The organism is Kitasatospora sp. NPDC058965, assembly GCF_042741245.1.
Classification (GTDB): Bacteria; Actinomycetota; Actinomycetes; order Streptomycetales; family Streptomycetaceae; genus Kitasatospora.
Genome location: NZ_JBHYKG010000175.1, coordinates 1 through 17,595, shown reverse-complemented (window position 1 = coordinate 17,595; position 17,595 = coordinate 1). Strand labels below are relative to the sequence as shown.

16 protein-coding genes and 1 tRNA gene are annotated in these 17,595 nt (G+C 73.4%); 11 read left to right on the top strand and 6 right to left on the bottom strand.

What is annotated here, in order from left to right; genetic code table 11:
- The first annotated feature begins 344 nt into the window (after positions 1–344).
- The 4 genes from ACFW1A_RS25690 (at position 345) to ACFW1A_RS25675 (ending at position 3,631) form a co-directional block, all read left to right on the top strand.
- Positions 345–1,208, top strand: a complete 864-nt coding sequence (locus tag ACFW1A_RS25690; protein ID WP_380412320.1) for an acyl-CoA thioesterase — start codon at positions 345–347, stop codon at positions 1,206–1,208.
- Positions 1,209–1,304: 96 nt separating this feature from the next.
- Positions 1,305–2,084, top strand: coding sequence for a DUF1684 domain-containing protein (locus tag ACFW1A_RS25685; RefSeq protein WP_380412317.1), 780 nt, complete (start codon positions 1,305–1,307; stop codon positions 2,082–2,084).
- A 50-nt stretch (positions 2,085–2,134) separates the two neighbouring features.
- The gene (locus tag ACFW1A_RS25680; RefSeq protein ID WP_380412314.1) at positions 2,135–3,436 is read left to right on the top strand and encodes an MFS transporter; all 1,302 of its coding nucleotides are present in this window, start codon (positions 2,135–2,137) and stop codon (positions 3,434–3,436) included.
- 121 nt (positions 3,437–3,557) lie between these two features.
- Positions 3,558–3,631: transfer RNA gene (locus ACFW1A_RS25675), tRNA-Pro, on the top strand.
- A 368-nt stretch (positions 3,632–3,999) separates the two neighbouring features.
- Here ACFW1A_RS25675 and ACFW1A_RS25670 read toward each other — a convergent pair.
- From ACFW1A_RS25670 to ACFW1A_RS25660, 3 genes are all read right to left on the bottom strand, one after another.
- Positions 4,000–5,469 (bottom strand): serine/threonine-protein kinase, encoded by a 1,470-nt coding sequence (locus ACFW1A_RS25670; protein ID WP_380412311.1) that lies wholly within the window; start codon positions 5,467–5,469, stop codon positions 4,000–4,002.
- 270 nt (positions 5,470–5,739) lie between these two features.
- A complete protein-coding gene (locus ACFW1A_RS25665; protein ID WP_380412306.1) occupies positions 5,740–6,156 on the bottom strand; it encodes a DUF4913 domain-containing protein in 417 nt (138 codons plus the stop codon).
- Complete coding sequence (locus ACFW1A_RS25660) at positions 6,153–7,883, bottom strand: type IV secretory system conjugative DNA transfer family protein (RefSeq protein ID WP_380412301.1); 1,731 nt, start codon at positions 7,881–7,883, stop codon at positions 6,153–6,155. Before ACFW1A_RS25660 ends, ACFW1A_RS25665 begins: the two co-directional genes overlap by 4 nt.
- 250 nt (positions 7,884–8,133) lie before the next feature.
- On the opposite strand from ACFW1A_RS25660, the gene ACFW1A_RS25655 reads away from it, so the two are divergent.
- Positions 8,134–8,442: a hypothetical protein gene (locus ACFW1A_RS25655; protein WP_380412298.1), complete on the top strand. Its 309-nt coding sequence runs from the start codon at positions 8,134–8,136 to the stop codon at positions 8,440–8,442.
- 97 nt (positions 8,443–8,539) lie between these two features.
- Here ACFW1A_RS25655 and thpR read toward each other — a convergent pair whose 3' ends face one another.
- Genes thpR through ACFW1A_RS25640 form a run of 3 tightly spaced genes read right to left on the bottom strand, consistent with a single transcriptional unit; the run spans position 8,540 to position 10,635 of the window.
- Positions 8,540–9,172: an RNA 2',3'-cyclic phosphodiesterase gene (gene thpR, locus ACFW1A_RS25650; RefSeq protein WP_380412295.1), complete on the bottom strand. Its 633-nt coding sequence runs from the start codon at positions 9,170–9,172 to the stop codon at positions 8,540–8,542.
- A 45-nt stretch (positions 9,173–9,217) separates the two neighbouring features.
- Positions 9,218–9,886, bottom strand: a complete 669-nt coding sequence (locus ACFW1A_RS25645; protein WP_380412292.1) for a 3-oxoacid CoA-transferase subunit B — start codon at positions 9,884–9,886, stop codon at positions 9,218–9,220.
- Positions 9,883–10,635 carry a CoA transferase subunit A gene (locus tag ACFW1A_RS25640; protein WP_380412289.1) on the bottom strand — a complete coding sequence of 251 codons (753 nt, stop codon included), beginning with the start codon at positions 10,633–10,635 and terminating at the stop codon, positions 9,883–9,885. The genes ACFW1A_RS25645 and ACFW1A_RS25640 overlap by 4 nt, the downstream gene beginning before the upstream one ends.
- 102 nt (positions 10,636–10,737) lie before the next feature.
- Here ACFW1A_RS25640 and ACFW1A_RS25635 point away from each other — a divergent pair, with 102 nt between their 5' ends.
- From ACFW1A_RS25635 to ACFW1A_RS25610, 6 genes are all read left to right on the top strand, one after another.
- Complete coding sequence (locus tag ACFW1A_RS25635; RefSeq protein WP_380412282.1) at positions 10,738–11,505, top strand: IclR family transcriptional regulator; 768 nt, start codon at positions 10,738–10,740, stop codon at positions 11,503–11,505.
- Between the two features lie 258 nt (positions 11,506–11,763).
- Positions 11,764–12,969: a 4-hydroxyphenylpyruvate dioxygenase gene (gene hppD, locus ACFW1A_RS25630; RefSeq protein ID WP_380412277.1), complete on the top strand. Its 1,206-nt coding sequence runs from the start codon at positions 11,764–11,766 to the stop codon at positions 12,967–12,969.
- Between the two features lie 132 nt (positions 12,970–13,101).
- Positions 13,102–14,310: a homogentisate 1,2-dioxygenase gene (locus ACFW1A_RS25625; RefSeq protein WP_380412275.1), complete on the top strand. Its 1,209-nt coding sequence runs from the start codon at positions 13,102–13,104 to the stop codon at positions 14,308–14,310.
- Positions 14,307–15,167, top strand: coding sequence for a hypothetical protein (locus ACFW1A_RS25620; RefSeq protein WP_380412272.1), 861 nt, complete (start codon positions 14,307–14,309; stop codon positions 15,165–15,167). The genes ACFW1A_RS25625 and ACFW1A_RS25620 overlap by 4 nt, the downstream gene beginning before the upstream one ends.
- The gene (gene fahA, locus ACFW1A_RS25615) at positions 15,164–16,381 is read left to right on the top strand and encodes a fumarylacetoacetase (RefSeq protein ID WP_380412269.1); all 1,218 of its coding nucleotides are present in this window, start codon (positions 15,164–15,166) and stop codon (positions 16,379–16,381) included. The genes ACFW1A_RS25620 and fahA overlap by 4 nt, the downstream gene beginning before the upstream one ends.
- Positions 16,378–17,595, top strand: a 1,218-nt coding sequence (locus tag ACFW1A_RS25610) for a Glu/Leu/Phe/Val dehydrogenase dimerization domain-containing protein (RefSeq protein ID WP_380412266.1), incomplete at its 3' end; no start/stop codon positions are given. The genes fahA and ACFW1A_RS25610, both read left to right, overlap by 4 nt.

Below are 17,595 nucleotides of genomic sequence, written 5' to 3'. Positions count from 1 at the left end.
ACCGCTCGGGCGGCCGCCGCGTTCCCCCCGCTCTCCCACTCCCCTGCTCCCCCGACCCGGGGACGCGGTACGTCACCGGGCGATGACTCTGCGCGGATTGCCCATCGTTTTCAGCCACCGAGCGTCCGCCACTTCGCACACTCCGTGCCTTCCGACCGTTCCGGGAAATCGCCCGCCGGGGGCCATTTCCCGGCCTCCGGCCCGTGCCACCACCAGGGCTTGTGGGACCGCTGGTGTGACCGGCCGGGTGGCTGGGAATTACCTGGCGGTTCGTGGACTTCTGGATTGACAGCAACGCCAGGGCGTCGGTGGCTCGGGCGTGCCCGCTGGGAGAGGACAACGCCATGGGAACGCCCGTCGACCTGCTCGTCGACCTGCTGGATCTGGAGCAGATCGAGCTCAACATCTTCCGCGGCCGCAGCCCCGAGGAGTCGCTGCAGCGCACCTTCGGCGGCCAGGTCGCGGGTCAGGCCCTGGTCGCCGCCGGCCGCACGGTGGACGGCGACCGCCCCGTCCACTCCCTGCACGCCTACTTCCTGCGCCCCGGTGTCCCCGGGGTGCCGATCGTCTACCAGGTGGACCGGATCCGGGACGGCCGCTCCTTCACCACCCGCCGGGTGCTCGCCATCCAGGGCGGGCGCAGCATCTTCGCGCTGACCGCCGACTTCCACCGCCCGGAGCCCGGCGGCATCGAGCACCAGGAGCCGATGCCGCAGGTCCCGGCGCCCGAGGAGCTGCCCAGCGCCCTGGAGGAGGTCGGCAACCGCCTCGGCGAGCTGCCGCCGTTCATCAGCCACCGCCAGCCGTTCGACATCCGCTACGTCGAGCGGCTCCGCTGGACCGAGGACGAACTGGTCGACGTCCAGCCGCGCAGCGGTGTCTGGCTGCGGACCAACGGCGCACTGCCGGACAACCCGCTGATCCACGTCTGCGCACTCACCTACGCCAGCGACATGACGCTGCTGGACTCGGTCCGCGCCCCCGTCGAGCCGCTCTGGGGCCGGCGCAACTTCGACATGGCGTCGCTGGACCACGCGATGTGGTTCCACCGCCCGTTCCGCACCGACGAGTGGCTGCTCTACCAGCAGGAGTCACCGATCGCGCACGGCGCCCGCGGCCTGGCCCGGGGCCAGATCTTCGACCGCAGCGGCCAGTTGGTCGTCTCGGTGATGCAGGAGGGCCTGTTCCGCCCGCTGCGCGCCGACTGAGCCGCCCCGTCCGTTCCCGCCCTTCTCCCTCTCTCCCTACCCCTCTCCCTCTCCGCTGTCTCCTTCCCGTCCCCACCCTCTGAGGAGCTACCGGCCATGACCGTCGACGCCGAGGAATGGAAGCGCTGGACCGACGCCCGCACCGCGAAGGTGAGCGCCCCGCACGGCGTGCTCGCCCTGACCGGTACGCACTGGCTGGCGGACGACCCGGTGGAGATCCCCGGGCTGCCCGGCCGCTGGTCCGCCGCCGGTCCCCTCGCCCGGGTGACGGCGGCGGCCGCCGACGGCCTGCGGGTCGGCGAGGCCGTGGTCGACGGCGAGGCCACCCTGCACCCCGACACCGACCCCGCCGCCCAGGTCGTCCGCTACCAGGACGTCCTGGCCGTCCCGATCGAGCGCGACGGCGAGCTGGCCGTCCGGGTCTTCGACCCGGCCGCCGAGACCAGGCGGAGCTTCGCCGGCATCACCGTCTTCCCCTACGCGCCGGAGTGGTCGGTCCCGGCCGTCTTCACCCCGTTCGAGGCCGGCGAGCAGTCCGTCACCGTGCCCAACGCCGACGGCCGGGAGCGCCCGCTCGCGGTCACCGGCCAGATCGCCTTCCACCTCGCGGGCGAGCCCTACACCCTCACCGTGAGCACCGGCGGCGCCGGCCTGAGCGGCGTGATCGCCGACGCGACCAGCGGCGGGGAGACCTACCGGTTCCGCTTCGTCGCGCTGCCCGCGCCGGACCCCGACGGCCGCACGGTGCTCGACCTGAACCGCGCCTTCCTGCCCCCCTGCGCCTTCGTCGACCACTTCATCTGCCCGTTCCCACCGCCGGGCAACCGGCTGCCGATCGCGGTCCGGGCGGGCGAGAAGGCCGTGCTGCGCACCTGAGGGCACCCCGGGTGCGGGCGGCACAGGTGCAGGGGTGAGCATTGGTCGCTATGTCGACCAATCATCCCACCACTGCCGCCCCGGGCCGGCCGCCGAGCCCCGGCCCGCGCCGCCTGACCCGGGTGCTGGCCGACCTCACTCCGCTGCGCACCAGCCCCGACTACCGGCGGATCTGGTTCGGCCAGTCGGTCTCCTCGATCGGCCAGCAGATGACCGCCGTCGCGGTCGCCGTGCAGGTCTACGCCCTCACCCGGTCCAGCTTCGCCACCGGCCTGGTCGGACTCTGCTCGCTGCTCCCGCTGGTCGGCTTCGGTCTCTACGGCGGAGCCGTCGCCGACCGGGTGGACCGCCGCAAGCTCGGCCTGATCGGCGCCGCCGGCCTGGCCGCCGTCTCGGCCGTGCTCGCCGTCCAGGCGCTGCTCGGCCTGCACCAGGTGGCCGTGCTCTACGCGGCGGTCGCACTGCAGGGCGGGTTCTTCGCCGTCTCCTCCCCGGCCCGCTCCTCGATGATCCCGCGCCTGATACCGCCCGAGCAGCTGCCGGCCGCCAACGCGCTCAACACCATCAGCATGAACCTCGGCATGACGGTGGGTCCGATGCTCGGCGGCCTGCTGATCGGCACCTACGGCAGCCAGGCGGCCTACCTGGTCGACACCGTCGCCTTCGCCGCCGTCCTCTACGCGATGTGGCGCCTGCCCGCCATGCTCCCCGGCAACGGCACCACCGCCCCCGCGGCCCGCGCCTCGGTCCTGGACGGCCTGCGCTTCCTGCGCGAGCAGCCCAACCTGCGCACCAGCTTCCTGGCCGACCTCGCCGCGATGATCTTCGGCCTCCCCCGCTCCCTCTTCCCCGCCCTCGCCGTCGGCTTCTACGGCGGCGGCGCCGGCACCGTCGGCCTGCTGGTCGCCGCCCCCGCCGTCGGCGCCCTGACCGGCGCCCTCTTCAGCGGCTGGATCTCCCGCGTGCACCGCCACGGCCTGGCCGTCCTGGCCGCCGTCGCCGCCTGGGGCCTGTCCATCGCCGCCTTCGGCCTCACCGCCCACCACCTCTGGATCGGCCTGCTCCTGCTCGCCGTGGCCGGCTGCGCGGACACCGTGAGCATGATCTTCCGCAACACGATGATGCAGGTCGCGGCCCCCGACGAGATGCGCGGCCGCCTCCAGGGCATCTTCATCGTCGTGGTCGCCGGCGGCCCCCGCCTCGGCGACTTCGAGTCCGGCACCGTCGCCGCCCTCACCACCCCCACCCTCTCCGTCATCACCGGCGGCCTCGCCTGCATCGCCGCCGTCCTCCTCCTCGCCGCCCGCCGCCCCGCCTTCCTCCGCTACGACAACCGCCACCCCACCCCGTGACCTGCACCGAAACCTGGCAGCGAGCACCCCCCACCGTGCTGTATTGTTTTCCACGTCACCGGGACACCGGAGACAGGTCGAGAAGCCGAACCGGCGAAGAACCGGCGAAGCAGCGAGACCACGGGACGTGGCGCAGCTTGGTAGCGCACTTGACTGGGGGTCAAGGGGTCGCAGGTTCAAATCCTGTCGTCCCGACAGCGATGTCGGAGCCCCGCTGACTGGACGAAGGTCCAGACCAGCGGGGCTTTTGCCGTTCCTGAGGGCCGGTCAGCGCACGAGCCGGAGGTGCGGGACCAGGCACCTTCTGCGGGACCCCGCTCAGGTGCACGCTCAGCGCCTGGCCGGCCTCCTCGATCGCCCGCCGGTCCGGGTGCAGGCACCGCTGCGTGGTCGAAAGCGAGCCGTGTCCCGCGATCGGGGCCGAGGTCCCGAGGTGCTCGTCGACAGGCTCCCGGCGAAGAGTGGGCTCGACCCCCGAGGCGGACCCTCTCCTGCGCTTCAGGTCACGCGTGTGCCGTCCACACTGACAGGCGGCTTCCCGCGCCGCACGGATCGGGCGTTGCTCAGCGGTGCCGCCCGCCCCTCCCGGCGCGCGTGGCCGGGCGTGGCGGTCCGGGAACGGCCGCACCCGGGCGCGGGGGCCGGGCCAGGGCCGCGATCAGCAGGGTGACGAGTACCTCGGCGACGGCGAGTGGCAGACCGTAGGCGAAGTGCTTGGCGTCCACCATCCAACTGGTGCCGAGGGCCGTAGTCGCCATCAGGGCGGGCAGTACCGGGCGTCGGCCGGCTCGGACGTCGCCGCGGCGGACGCCGGCGGTCATCAGCGCTGCGGCCACCGTGGCCACCACCGCGAAGCCGACCGCCAGCAGGTCAAGGCCGCCCAAGCCGAAGACGGTGCCGAGCAGTGCACCGGCAACTGCGACACCGATCGCGTTGCTCGCCAACCGGCCGGACGGCGAGGGTGACGGGGACAGCGGAGGCGAACTGCCCAGGACCGGGCGGGCGGACGCGCGGGCAACGACTGCGGCAGGAGCCGGACCAGGGGGAACGGACCGCGGTGCTGCCTGGCCGGGCACGGCAGCGGCCCGCGCTGCCGGGGCCGGCGCCTGCGCGGGTGCCTGCGCGGGTGCCTGTGCGGGTGCCGAAGGCACCGGGGCCACCCGGGTCGCCCTCACGGTGCCCGGCACCGTGGGCTCCGCGACGGCGCCGGGCCTCTGACGGACCGCCAGCCGGGCAGCCGCCTGCTCCACGGTCAGCCGCTGCAGTGGATCCTTCGCCAGCAGCCCCAGGACCAGCGGCCCAAGGGATCCCGAACGCACCGGCGGTGCGGGTTCGTTGAAGAGCACGGCGGTCAGCACCTCGGCCGGGTTGCCGCGGCCGAACGGCGGGCGGCCCTCCAGTGCGCAGTAGAGCGTGGCACCGAGCGAGAAGAGGTCTCCGGCGGGGCCGGCCGGCTCACCGCGGGCCCGCTCGGGAGCGATGTACTCGATCGAGCCGATGAACGCCCCGGTGGCGGTGAGCGCGGTGTCGGCTACCTGCACCGCGATCCCGAAATCGGTGAGCACCACCCTCCCGGTGTCGGTGATCAGTACGTTGGCGGGCTTCACGTCACGGTGTGTGATGCCGGCGGCGTGCGCCGCTCCGAGCGCCTCCAGCAGGGCGGCGGCGATCTCGGCCACGCGGGGCAGCGGAAGGGGACCCTGCTCGGCGATGAGCTGGGCCAGGTCGCGGACCTTGAGCAATTCCATGACGATCCACGGGGCGTCGCCGTCCGTCACGATGTCGTGGATGGTGATGATGTTGGGATGGTCACGCAGCCGAGCCGCGTTGCGCGCTTCGCGCTGGGCCCGCACCACCCGCTCCTGCTGCTCGGCGACGGGCAGCCCCGGCGGCAGCACCACCTCCTTGACCGCCACCTCGCAGTACAGCACTTCGTCCCGGGCCCGCCAGACCCGGCCCATTCCGCCCTCGCCGAGAGTCGAATGCAGCCGGTACCGCCCCCCGATCAACTGCCCAGCCCGCCCGCCGTCCACCAGCCGCGCCCCGTCCCCTCAAGTGTCTGAGCGGCCGTCAATCTACCGTTCCGGCAGGCCGGAGCACGACCTGCGCGCAGTCGCTGACCCGGAACGGACCGGCCGCCTCCCCCACCAGTAGCCCGGACGGCGAAGGAGGCCACCTGATGCGCCGGTGCCGCTACCGCGGGTTTCGCAGGACCCACGTCCAGCACGTCTTGACCGCCATAGCCGTCAGCTTCAAACGCCTCACCGTGGTCAACCGGGCTCGGCACAGGGCCTGAACCGCCGTCAGCGTGGGCCGCGGGGGCGGACGGAGAATGCCGTGCCGGCCCACATCGTCGGGTCGGAGGGCTCGGTCGGCAGTGTCGGCAGGGCGTGGGCGGTGTGGCCGTCGATGGGGTCGCAGGCGGCGAACGGGCCGTCGTCGGCGTCCATCAGGGCGGCCAGGTGCGGGTCGGCGTGGTAGAGCCACCACGTGGACATGCCCAGGGCCGAGTCCAGGCGCAGGTGCTCCCAGGAGCGCCAGATGGCGTCCAGGCGGGAGAGCGCCTCGGGGTGCCTCCACCACGCGGGGCACCAGGTGCGGCGCTGGCCGTCGAGGCGGCGGCGGATCAGCTGGCTGAGGTGGTCGACCACGAACTCGTCCAGGTCGGCGAAGTAGAACGGCTCCTCGTCCGGCTGCACCTCGGGGGCGGGCTCCGTCATCGCGTTCCTCCTGCGCCTGCTGCCAGCGACTCCCGGACGTCCTCGGCGTGCGGGCCCTCCCACCAGGGGACCGCGCGGGCGAGCACCGGGCGGCTGCCGGAGGGCAGCACCAGGACCTGGCCGGGCGGGAGGGCGGCCAGCTCGGCGACGTCCAGCAGCGGGAGGCGGACCTCGTTGCGGGTGACGGTGCGGGCCCCGGCGGTGCCGGGCTGCGAGAGGTGGCCGACCTGGAACTGGGCCGCGGTGCGCTCCCCGGCCAGTTCGGAGAGCATCCGGAGGAATCCGGGCTCGGCGACGCCGCCGCCGTAGACCCGCACGGTCGCCGCCGACCACAGCTTGCGCATCCCCGTCGCGCCCCACGCCTCCTCGCCCTGCGACCAGGACTGGAGCAGCGTCAGCAGGCAGATGCCGCGCGAGCCGTAGTGCGAGTACAGGTCCGGCAGGTGGCGCCAGCGACAGACGTTGGCGGCTTCGTCCAGGACACCGAGCAGCGGCGTGGCGAGCCGGCCGAGCGGCGCACGGGCGGCGCGCCGCTCGGCGGTCTCCAGGGCGGCCACGGTCAGGGCGGTGACCAGCGGACCCGCCGGGTCGGCGCCCTCGCGGGAGACGGAGAACAGGGTGCCGCCCGCGTCGAGGAGTTCGTCGAGGTCCAGGCGCGGACGGCCGCCGCCGGGGGTGACCCAGGCGGCGGCGCGGGCGCCGGTCAGGCAGGCGGTGTGCGTCATCGCGGTGCCGTAAATGCCGAGGCGCTGCTTCTCCGGTGCGTACAGCGCGGAGGCCAGGCTCTCCGCGGCGCGGTCCTCGCCGGCCTCGCGCAGGATCCGCAGCGGGGTGTCGTCCTTGGGGCGGGACAGCCAGCTGCGCACCCGGATGATCGGGGAGTCGGAGACCGCGGCAGCCAGCAGCATACAAGCCGTCAGCTCCTCGCCGGCCGGGTCGAAGAAGGCGTCCCGGCGAGCGTTGGCGGTTCGGACGCCGTCCGCGAACACCTGCGCCAGGGTACGGGCAGCGACCAGGTCGCCGGCCGCGTCCAACGGGTTCCACCACCAGGCGGGCGGCTCACCGATCAGGTCCTGCGGGTCGAACACCCTCACCGGACCGCGGCGTTCGCGGATCGTCCGGGTGGCGTCCACCAGGTCGCGCTTGTTCGACGTGGCCAGCACGGCGCCCGGCGCGTCCAGCACCGCCGGGATCGCCCGGGTGGTGGTCTTGCCCGTCCGCGGACCCCACACGTCGATCTGGAGGTCCTCGTAACTGCCGTACAGCGGGCGGCCGGTAGCCAGCTCCTCGGCGATCCGCACGCCCGGCGGGGCGGCCTCGGGCAGCACGGCGCCGAGCCGGTGGGCGATCGCCGCGGCGCGCTCGGACGACAGGCGCTCCAGGTCCGCCAGCGGCGTCATCAGCCGGGCCAGGGTGGCCAGCGGGACAGGCCCGGAGCGGCGGGCCTGCGCCCGGGCGACCGCCGCGGCGAGCACCGCGCCGAGATCCAGCGCGGCCTGGTCCGGCTCCGCGTCGACGAGCGGCGCGGGCGGGCCCAGCAGGCCCGACAGACCGTCCCACCGCCCGGCCGGTTCGGTGGACAGGGCGTCGACGGGCGTGTCCGCCGCGGCCACCAGCAGGTCGGCGGCGGACTGCACGCTGTCCAGCAAGTCCCACACCGCCGCCTCGAAGTCGGCGTCGTCACCCCGGGCCATCGCGTCCCGTAGTCGGCGCACTCTCTCCAGCATCCGCGATTCCCCCGAATCCCCTACCTGCCTGCACCCGTTGGGCGACGCCGTCACCAGGTGGGATGTCCCTCGCCCGGTGAACGGTTCCAGTATCGCGTGCCGATCGGTCGAGCTGTCCGTGCGGGTCGCCGCCCACGGACTGTCGGCACACCGCCCCCCGGTAGCGGCAGGCCACCGGGTTGCCGCAGGAAACCGGCACGCTCGGTTGATCATGAGAGCATGCCTCCGTCTTTGCACAGTGGGGAGCACCATGGACGACGTGTTCGACACGACCGGGCGGCCGCCTGCGGGCTGGATGCACGCGATCTTCCGTGACGGGCCCTTCTCCGACGACGTGGGACGGTGTGTGCCCGGGCCTCACCCGCCGGCCCGGATCGAGGTCGGTCCCGACAAGGGCGGCCCGTTCGTCTATCGACTGGCGACAGTGGGGTCCTGGTCCGACCCGCTCGACCCCGTCGCGCTCTACAACGCGTCGGGCACCATGGTTCCGGCGCCCATCGACCCAGCGTTGGAGCAGGTCCTTCGGGACCGCGGTCACTGGCCGCCACCCGGCTATTAGCTCCGCTGCCGAGCGGGACCGGTACGGGACCGAACGCTGGCGCGGCGCCGGGCAACGCCCGGCCGGCTACGCGCCCCGACCTGCACCCGAACGCCTCTCACCTGCCGGGCCCGGCGGGCGTACCGCCGCCGCCGTCGCCCCCGGCCCGGGTTCCCGCCCCGAACGGCCAGGACTCGATGTCGCGGTAGCGGATCGGGCCGGGGCCGCGGCCGACGTTGCTGCCGACCAGGTGGAGGCGGACGGTCCACCACGGGCGGCCGACGAAGTGGGCGAGCGCGGCGGCGGTCTCGGGGACGCTGGTGGGGTCGTCGCGGCGGGCGCGGGCCAGGGTCAGGTGGGGGCGCAGGACGCGGTCCGGGAAGTCGATGCCGCAGGACCTGACCAGCTGCCGGACGTCGGTGGCGAGCGCGTGCAGGCCGGCCAGGTCGCCGTCGATGCCGCTCCACAGCAGCCGCCCGTCGAAGTGGTCGCCGCCGCGCAGGCCGAGCTGCAGGGCGGGGTGCGACGCCGCCGCGCCGGCCACCGTCGAACGCAGCAACGGGACGGCGGTGGCGGGGAGTTCGCCGAGGAACGCCAGGGTGATGTGCCAGTCCTCGATCCGGTTCCAGCGCAGCTGCGGGTACCGGGCACAGGCGGGCTGCAGGGCGCGGGCCAGCTCGTCCTTGGCGTCGTCGGGCGGAGCGAGCGCCACGAAGACGCGCAGGGTCGAGGGCTCGGGGGGAACGTCCACCAGGGATTTCTAGCACCCCGCCCGGCGAAGGGCGGGGTCACCCGGTCAGTGCAGCTCGGGCTCGGTCTTCGCGCGGATCTCGTCCTCGCTGACGCCCGGGGCGAGCTCCACCAGGGAGAGGATGCGGTCCCCGGAGGTGCCGGCGACCGCGCTGCGCCCGGTCGCCGGGTCCAGCACGTCGATCACGCCCAGGTCGGTGATGATGCGCTGGACCACACCGCGGCCGGTGTGCGGCAGCGAGCACTCCCGCACGATCTTGAAGGCGCCGTCCCTGGCCACGTGCTCCATCAGCACGACGACCCGCTTGGCGCCGTGGACCAGGTCCATCGCGCCGCCCATCCCCTTGACCATCTTCCCGGGGATCATCCAGTTCGCGATGTCGCCGCGGGCCGACACCTGCATCGCACCGAGGACCGCCACGTCGATCTTGCCGCCGCGGATCATCCCGAAGGAGGCGGCCGAATCGAAGTAGGACGCACCGCGGTTGACGGTCACCGTCTCCTTGCCGGCGTTGACCAGGTCCGGGTCGACCGCCTCGGCCGACGGGTAGGGGCCGACGCCGAGGATGCCGTTCTCCGAGTGCAGCACCACCTCCAGGCCGGCCGGCACGTAGTTGGGCACCAGGGTCGGCAGGCCGATGCCGAGGTTGACGTAGGAGCCGCCGGGCAGCTCCGCGGCCGCCCGGGCGGCCATCTGCTCACGGGTCCAGCTCACCGCACGGTCCTCTTCTCGATCTGCTTCGCCGCTGCCTGCTCTCCGGTGAGCGCCACGACGCGCTGCACGTGGATGCCGGGGGTGTGGATCAGGTCGGGGTCGAGCTCGCCCGGCTCGACCAGCTCCTCCACCTCGGCGATGGTGATCCGGCTGCACATGGCGGCGAGCGGGTTGAAGTTCCGCGCCGAGGCCCGGAAGACGAGGTTGCCGTGCCGGTCCCCCTTCCAGGCCCGCACCAGGCCGAAGTCCGCGGTGATCGCCTCCTCCAGGACGTACTCGCGACCGGCGAAGGAGCGCACCTCCTTCGCGGGCGAGGCGACGGCCACCCGGCCGTCGGCGTCGTACCGCCACGGCAGTCCGCCGTCGGCCACCTGGGTGCCGACGCCGGTGGCGGTGTAGAAGGCCGGGATACCCGATCCGCCGGCCCGCATCCGCTCGGCGAGCGTGCCCTGCGGGGTGAGTTCGACCTCCAGCTCGCCCGCCAGGTACTGGCGCGCGAACTCCTTGTTCTCACCGACGTACGAGCCGACCACGCGGCGCACCCGCCGGTCCTGCAGGAGCGGCCCGAGTCCCCAGTCGTCCGTCCCGCAGTTGTTCGAGACGACGGCGAGGTCGCCGGCACCGTGCTCCAGGAGCGCCTGGATCAGTACCGCCGGGATGCCGCACAGGCCGAAGCCACCCACCGCGAGCGTCACCCCTGACGGGATGTCCGCCACGGCGTCCGCTGCCGTTTCCACTGTCTTGTCCACGCGGCGATTCAAGGCAGCGCGGCCCGGGCGGTCAACCATCGAACGGCGATCGGGCTGTTTTCAGTCGCCCTGCGGACGCATCCCTCGCCTATCGTTCATCCAGTGAACACGCCACTGGATGTCCTCGGGCGCTGCAGCGCCGTGCTGCGGGCCCTCTCCGCCCGGGAGCCGGGCGGGGCGACGACCACCCGGGCCGCGGCCGACACCGGTCTGCCCCGGCCCACGGTGCACCGGCTGCTGGTCGGGCTGGAGCGGGAGGGACTGGTCGAGCGGCTCCCGGGGTCGGCGCACTGGGTGCTCGGGGCCGAGCTGTACCTGCTGGGCCGGACGGCCTCGGCCCGCTACGACGTGACGGTGTACGCCCGGCCGTACGTGCAGCAGTTGGCCCGGCTCACCGGCGAGAGCGCGTTCTTCTCGGCCAGGCAGGGGGACGAGACGGTCTGCCTGATCCGCGAGGACGGCAGCTTCCCGATCCGGTCCCACGTGCTGTACGAGGGGATCCGGCTGCCGCTCGGGGTCGCCTCCGCGGGGCTCGCGATCCTGGCGCACCTGCCGGAGCGGGACACGGAGCACTTCCTCTCGCGCACCGAGCTGACCTCCGCGTTCGGCTCGGCGCACGCCCAGGAGCAGCTCCGCGAGCGCCTCGCCGACACCCGCCGACGCGGCTGGGCGCTCAACGCGGGGCACATCGTCGAGGGCAGCTGGGGGATGGGGGCGGCGGTTTTCGACTCGCACGACCGGCCGGGGTGGGCGCTCAGCCTGACCGGCGTGGAGCAGCGGTTCAGCGGCGAGCGCCAGGACGAGTACGGCCGGCTGCTGCTGGAGGCGGCGCACCAGCTGAGCCAGGCGATCAGGCAGCGGGGCGAGTGACCCGGCCACGGGGCCGCCCGCACCCCGGGGGCGGCCACCCCGACGGCCACCCCCGCACCGGCCCGAGGTGACAACCTCGGTGGCTCGCCCCGATTACTGGGCAATCTGTCCAGTTCCACGGCCGTCCAGCTGTGCAGGTTGAGCATGCTGCCCAGCGCCTGACCGAACGCTTGCACACCCCCGGGTCGGTGCGGTGTCCTCTGCCTCGAACGCCACAGGTGCCCAGGTGCTCAGGTGCCCAGTCAAGGAGGACGCAGCATGACCGTTCAGGACACCCTCACCAGCCAGGAACGCCTCGCCGAGCTGGATCTCCACCAGCTCCGGCAGCTGGTCGGCCTCGTCGAGTACGACGGCGAGCGCGACCCCTTCCCGGTGACCGGCTGGGACGCCGTGGTCTGGTCGGTCGGCAACGCCACCCAGGCCTCGGTGTTCTTCCAGGCCGTCTTCGGCATGGAGCTCGTCGCCTACTCCGGCCCGACCACCGGCAACCGCGACCACCACGCCTACGTGCTGCGCTCGGGTGCGGCCCGCTTCGTCGTCAAGGGCGGCGTCGACCCGGACAGCGAGCTGCTGGACCACCACCGCCGCCACGGCGACGGGGTGGTCGACATCGCCCTCGAGGTGCCGGACGTGGACAAGTGCATCGAGCACGCCCGCACCACCGGTGCGACCGTCCTGGTCGAGCCGCACGACGTCACCGACGAGCACGGCACCGTGCGCATCGCCGCGATCGCCACCTACGGCGAGACCCGGCACACCCTGGTCGACCGCTCCCGCTACTCCGGCCCCTACCTGCCGGGGTACGTGGCGCGCAGCGGCGGTTGGGTCAAGCCGGCGGGCGAGCCCAAGCGCCTCTTCCAGGCCCTGGACCACGTCGTGGGCAACGTCGAACTCGGCCGCATGGACGAGTGGGTGGACTTCTACAACCGCGTCATGGGCTTCACCAACATGGCCGAGTTCGTGGGCGACGACATCGCCACCGAGTACTCCGCGCTGATGAGCAAGGTGGTGGCCAACGGCAACCACCGGGTCAAGTTCCCGCTCAACGAGCCGGCCGTGGCGAAGAAGCGCTCGCAGATCGACGAGTACCTGGACTTCTACCGGGCCCCCGGCGTCCAGCACCTGGCCCTGGCCACCAACGACATCCTCACCACGGTGGACGTGCTGCGGTCCAAGGGCGTGGAGTTCCTGGACACGCCGGAGACCTACTACACCGACCCCGCGCTGCGCGCCCGGATCGGCGAGGTCCGCGTCCCCATCGAGGAGTTGGCCTCCCGCGGCATCCTGGTCGACCGCGACGAGGACGGCTACCTGCTGCAGATCTTCACCAAGCCGATCGGCGACCGCCCGACCGTGTTCTTCGAACTGATCGAGCGCCACGGCTCGCTGGGCTTCGGCAAGGGCAACTTCCAGGCGCTGTTCGAGGCGATCGAGCGCGAGCAGGCCAAGCGCGGCAACTTCTAGGCCCGGCACCACCGGATCCAGAAGGTGCCGGGCCCGGCAACCACCGGGCCCGGCACCTTCTGGGTCCTGCCACCACCGGGCCCGGCGAGCACCGGGCCCGGCACCTTCCAGGCCGTCCAGGAGAGGCCCGACATGCCGTACTACCGCCGGGTGGGCCACGTCCCGCCCAAGCGCCACACCCAGCACCGCCGTCCGGACGGCGGGCTGTACTACGAGGAGCTGGTCGGGGAGGAGGGCTTCTCCTCCGACTCCTCGCTGCTCTACCACGAGGGGATCCCCTCCGCACTGGTCGCCGCCTCCGAGTGGGAACTCCCGGACCAGCGCACCGTGCCCAACACCCCGCTGCTGCCGCGCCACTTCCGCCTGCACGAGCTGTTCGGCGGCGAGCCCGGCGCCGCGGTGGACGTGGTCACCGGCCGCCGGCTGATCCTCGGCAACGCCGACGTGCGGCTGTCCTACGTGCTGGCCGACGCGGCAAGTCCGCTGTACCGCAACGCCGTCGGCGACGAGTGCGTCTACGTCGAGGCCGGCGGCGGCACCGTGGAGACCACCTTCGGTGTGCTGCCGGTCCGCGCCGGGGACTACGTGGTGCTGCCGCGCGGGACCACGCACCGCTGGGTGCCGGATGCCGACGCGCCGCTGCGCGCCTACGTGATCGAGGCGGACGGCCACATCGCCCCGCCCAAGCGCTACCTGTCCCGTTACGGGCAGTTGCTGGAGCACGCGCCGTACTGCGAGCGGGACCTGCACGGCCCGGCCGAGCCGCTGGTCGTCACCGGCGGCGAGACCGAGGTGTACGTCCGGCACCGCGGCGCGGGGGCGGGCGGGCAGGCGGGCACCGTGCACGTCCAGCAGCGCCACCCCTTCGACGTGGTGGGCTGGGACGGCTGCCTGTACCCGTACACCTTCAACATCGCCGACTTCGAGCCGGTCACCGGCCGGGTGCACCAGCCGCCGCCGGTCCACCAGGTGTTCGAGGGCAACAACTTCGTGATCTGCAACTTCGTTCCGCGCAAGGTGGATTACCACCCGCTCTCGGTCCCGGTGCCGTACTACCACGCGAACGTGGACTCGGACGAGGTCATGTTCTACTGCGGCGGCAACTACGAGGCGCGCCGGGGCTCCGGCATCGGGCAGGGGTCGCTCGGTCTGCACCCGGGCGGGCATTCGCACGGTCCGCAGCCGGGCGCCTACGAGCGCTCGATCGGGGTCGAGTTCTTCGACGAGCTCGCGGTGATGGTCGACACCTTCCGCCCGCTCGGACTCGGCGTCGCCGGCCAGGCCTCGGAGGACCCGGCCTACGCCTGGACCTGGGCCCGCCAGAACGGCGGCGCGCAGTGACCGCCCGGCTCGACGCCGCCGTGGGCGCGGCACTGGAGAGCGCCTTCCACGGGCTGCTCGACGACGCGGCCGTCTTCCCGCCCGGTGAGCTGCCGCTGCCGCAGGCGGTGCCGGCCCACCAGCGGCACCGCTCGGCCTGGTACGCGCCGTTCGTCGGCTCGTTCGTCTGCCCGGCCGCGCGGGCCACCGAGGTGGACGCCGCGCTGGAGCTGAGCCTCACGCTGCCGGACGGACCGGCCGGCCTGTCCGGCGTGCTGGACGCCCTGGGGCGGGGGCCGTTCGGCCGCCCGGTGGCCGTCGAGGTCGCGCTGCCGTCGGCGGTCCCGGTCGCCGAGGCGGTCGCGGTGCTGGACGCGCAGCTGCCCGACGGGGTCACCGGCTTCGTCGAAGTCCCGCGCGACGACCGGCAGTCGGCGGTCCTCGACGCCCTCGCCGGCACCCGGCACCGGGCCAAGTTCCGCACCGGCGGGCTGGTCCCGCAGGCGCACCCGGACGAGGCCGAGCTGGCCGCCTCCGTGCTCGCCGCCGTCCGGCGCGAGCTGCCGTTCAAGTGCACGGCGGGGCTGCACCACGCCGTCCGGCACACCGACGGGGCGCTGGAGCAGCACGGCTTCCTCAACCTGCTGCTGGCCACGGCCGCCGCACTGCAGGGTGCGGGGGAGGCGGAGTTGGCGGCGGTCCTCGCCGAGCGGGATCCGCAGCAGGTGGCCCGGCAGGTCGTCGCGGCCACCGAGGACGGCCGACTCGTGCGGGCCCGCACCCGCTTCCTGTCCTTCGGGACGTGCAGCATCACCGATCCGATCACCGACCTGACCGCTCTCGGTCTGGTGCGCCGCCCGCAGGAGGCTGACGCATGACCTGGCTCGACGTTCCGCAGGACTCCCCGTTCGGCGTGACGAACCTGCCCTACGGGGTGTTCTCGACCCCGGACACCGAGCCGCGGGTGGGCGTCCGGATCGGCGACCGGGTCCTCGACCTGGCCGCCGTGCTGGACGACCCGGTCTTCGCCGCGCCCGCCCTCAACGCCTTCCTGGCGCAGGGCCGCGCGCGGTGGGACGAGGTCCGGGCCCGGATCACCGACCTGCTCACCGACGAGCGGTGGCGCGCGACGGTCGAGCCCGCCCTGGTGGCACTCGACCTGGTCCGCCTCCACCTGCCGTTCGCCGTGGGCGACTACGTGGACTTCTACGCGAGCGAGCACCACGCGAGCAACATCGGCCGGATGTTCCGGCCCGGTTCGGACCCGCTCACCCCCAACTGGAAGCACCTGCCCATCGGTTACCACGGCCGCTCCGGCACCGTGGTGGTCTCGGGCACCCCGGTGGAGCGGCCGAACGGGCAGCGCAAGGCACCCGCCGACGCGCTCCCCTCCTTCGGGCCGTGCGCGCGCCTGGACATCGAGGCCGAGGTCGGCTTCGTCGTCGGCACCGGCACCGAGCGCGGCCGGCCGGTCGCCCCGGCGGACTTCGCCGAGCACGTCTTCGGCGTCTGCCTGGTCAACGACTGGTCCGCGCGGGACCTCCAGGCCTGGGAGTACGTGCCGCTCGGCCCCTTCCTCGGCAAGTCCTTCGCCACCTCGGTGTCCGCCTGGATCGTCCCGCTCGCCGCACTGGAGCAGGCCCGGACCGCCCCGCCGGCCCAGGACCCGGAGCCGCTCCCGTACTTGACGGGTGGTCAGCCATGGGGACTGGAGCTGGAGTTGGAGGTCCTGCTGAACGGGCACCCGGTCTCCCGCCCGCCCTACGCGTCGATGTACTGGACCCCGGCGCAGATGCTGGCCCACATGACGGTCAACGGCGCGTCGGTGCGGCCCGGCGACCTCTTCGCCTCCGGCACGGTCAGCGGCCCCGAACGGGACCAGCGCGGCTCGCTGATGGAGCTCAGCTGGGGCGGCCAGGAGCCCCTCGTCCTGCCGGACGGCTCGGTCCGGACCTTCCTGGAGGACGGCGACGAGGTCGTCATCCGCGCCACCGCCCCCGGGCCGAACGGCACCCGGATCGGCCTCGGCGAGGTCGCGGGCCGCGTCCTGCCCGCATCCACCCACCCCCACTTCTCCGAGGAACAGTCGTGAAGGACCAGTTGGCCGCGTTCGAAGCGAAGGCCCCGCAGATCGTCTTCGAGTGGCACGACAGCGAGACCCCGGCCCGGGGCTGGGTCGTCATCAACTCGCTGCGCGGCGGGGCGGCCGGCGGCGGCACCCGGATGCGGGCCGGGCTCGACCGGCACGAGGTCGAGTCGCTGGCCAAGACCATGGAGATCAAGTTCACCGTCTCGGGCCCCGCGATCGGCGGCGCGAAGTCGGGCATCGACTTCGACCCGCGGGACCCGCGCAAGGAGGGTGTCCTCACCCGCTGGTACCAGGCGGTCACCCCGCTGCTGCGCAGCTACTACGGCACCGGCGGCGACCTGAACGTGGACGAGGGTGCGGAGGTCGTCCCGCTCACCGAGAGCCTGGGGCTGTGGCACCCGCAGGAGGGCGTCGTCCAGGGCCACTACGGCCCCGGCGACCGGGTGCGCCGGATCGGGCAGCTGCGCCAGGGCGTGGGCAAGGTCGTCGAGGACCCGCGCTTCTCCCCCGCCCCCGACCGGCGGTACACGGTCTCCGACCTGATCACCGGCTGGGGCGTGGCCGAGTCGGTCCGGCACTTCTACGCGACCTACGGCGGCGAGCTGGCCGGCAAGCGCGTCGTCGTCCAGGGCTGGGGCAACGTGGGCGCTGCCGCCGCCTACTACGCGGCGCAGTCGGGTGCCCGGATCGTCGGCATCATCGACCGCGACGGCGGCCTGCTGAACCCGGACGGCTTCGGCCTCGACGAGGTCCGCGAGCTCTTCCTGAACCGGCGCGGCAACACCCTGCACTCCGCCGACCTGCTCCCCTCCGCCGAGATCGACGCCCGGGTCTGGGACCTGGGGGCGGAGGTCTTCCTCCCCTGCGCGGCCTCGCGCCTGGTCACCTACGAGCAGGTCGACCGGCTCGTGGCGGGCGGCCTGGAGGTCATCGCCTGCGGGGCGAACGTGCCGTTCGCGGACCCGGAGATCTTCTACGGCCCGACGTACGAGCACGCGGACAAGAGCGTGGCCGTCGTGCCCGACTTCCTGTCCAACTGCGGCATGGCCCGCACCTTCGCCCTGCTGATGGACGGCGCCGACCCGATCACCGACGCCGGCGTCTTCGACGACGTCTCCCGGACGATCGCCACCGCGCTGCAGCGCTGCCACGACCGCTCCCCCGACCTCACCGGTCTCGCGGCCACGGCGTTCTCCGTCGCCCTGGAGCAGCTGACC

Bases quoted from the DNA above. Each gene is read 5' to 3' on its own strand.
- ACFW1A_RS25625 (WP_380412275.1), top strand. From the start codon at position 13,102: ATGCCGTACTACCGCCGGGTGGGCCACGTCCCGCCCAAGCGCCACACC.
- ACFW1A_RS25665 (WP_380412306.1), bottom strand. From the start codon at position 6,156: ATGACGGAGCCCGCCCCCGAGGTGCAGCCGGACGAGGAGCCGTTCTAC.
- ACFW1A_RS25680 (WP_380412314.1), top strand. From the start codon at position 2,135: ATGTCGACCAATCATCCCACCACTGCCGCCCCGGGCCGGCCGCCGAGC.
- fahA (WP_380412269.1), top strand. From the start codon at position 15,164: ATGACCTGGCTCGACGTTCCGCAGGACTCCCCGTTCGGCGTGACGAAC.
- ACFW1A_RS25685 (WP_380412317.1), top strand. From the start codon at position 1,305: ATGACCGTCGACGCCGAGGAATGGAAGCGCTGGACCGACGCCCGCACC.
- hppD (WP_380412277.1), top strand. From the start codon at position 11,764: ATGACCGTTCAGGACACCCTCACCAGCCAGGAACGCCTCGCCGAGCTG.
- ACFW1A_RS25655 (WP_380412298.1), top strand. From the start codon at position 8,134: ATGGACGACGTGTTCGACACGACCGGGCGGCCGCCTGCGGGCTGGATG.
- ACFW1A_RS25660 (WP_380412301.1), bottom strand. From the start codon at position 7,883: ATGCTGGAGAGAGTGCGCCGACTACGGGACGCGATGGCCCGGGGTGAC.
- ACFW1A_RS25690 (WP_380412320.1), top strand. From the start codon at position 345: ATGGGAACGCCCGTCGACCTGCTCGTCGACCTGCTGGATCTGGAGCAG.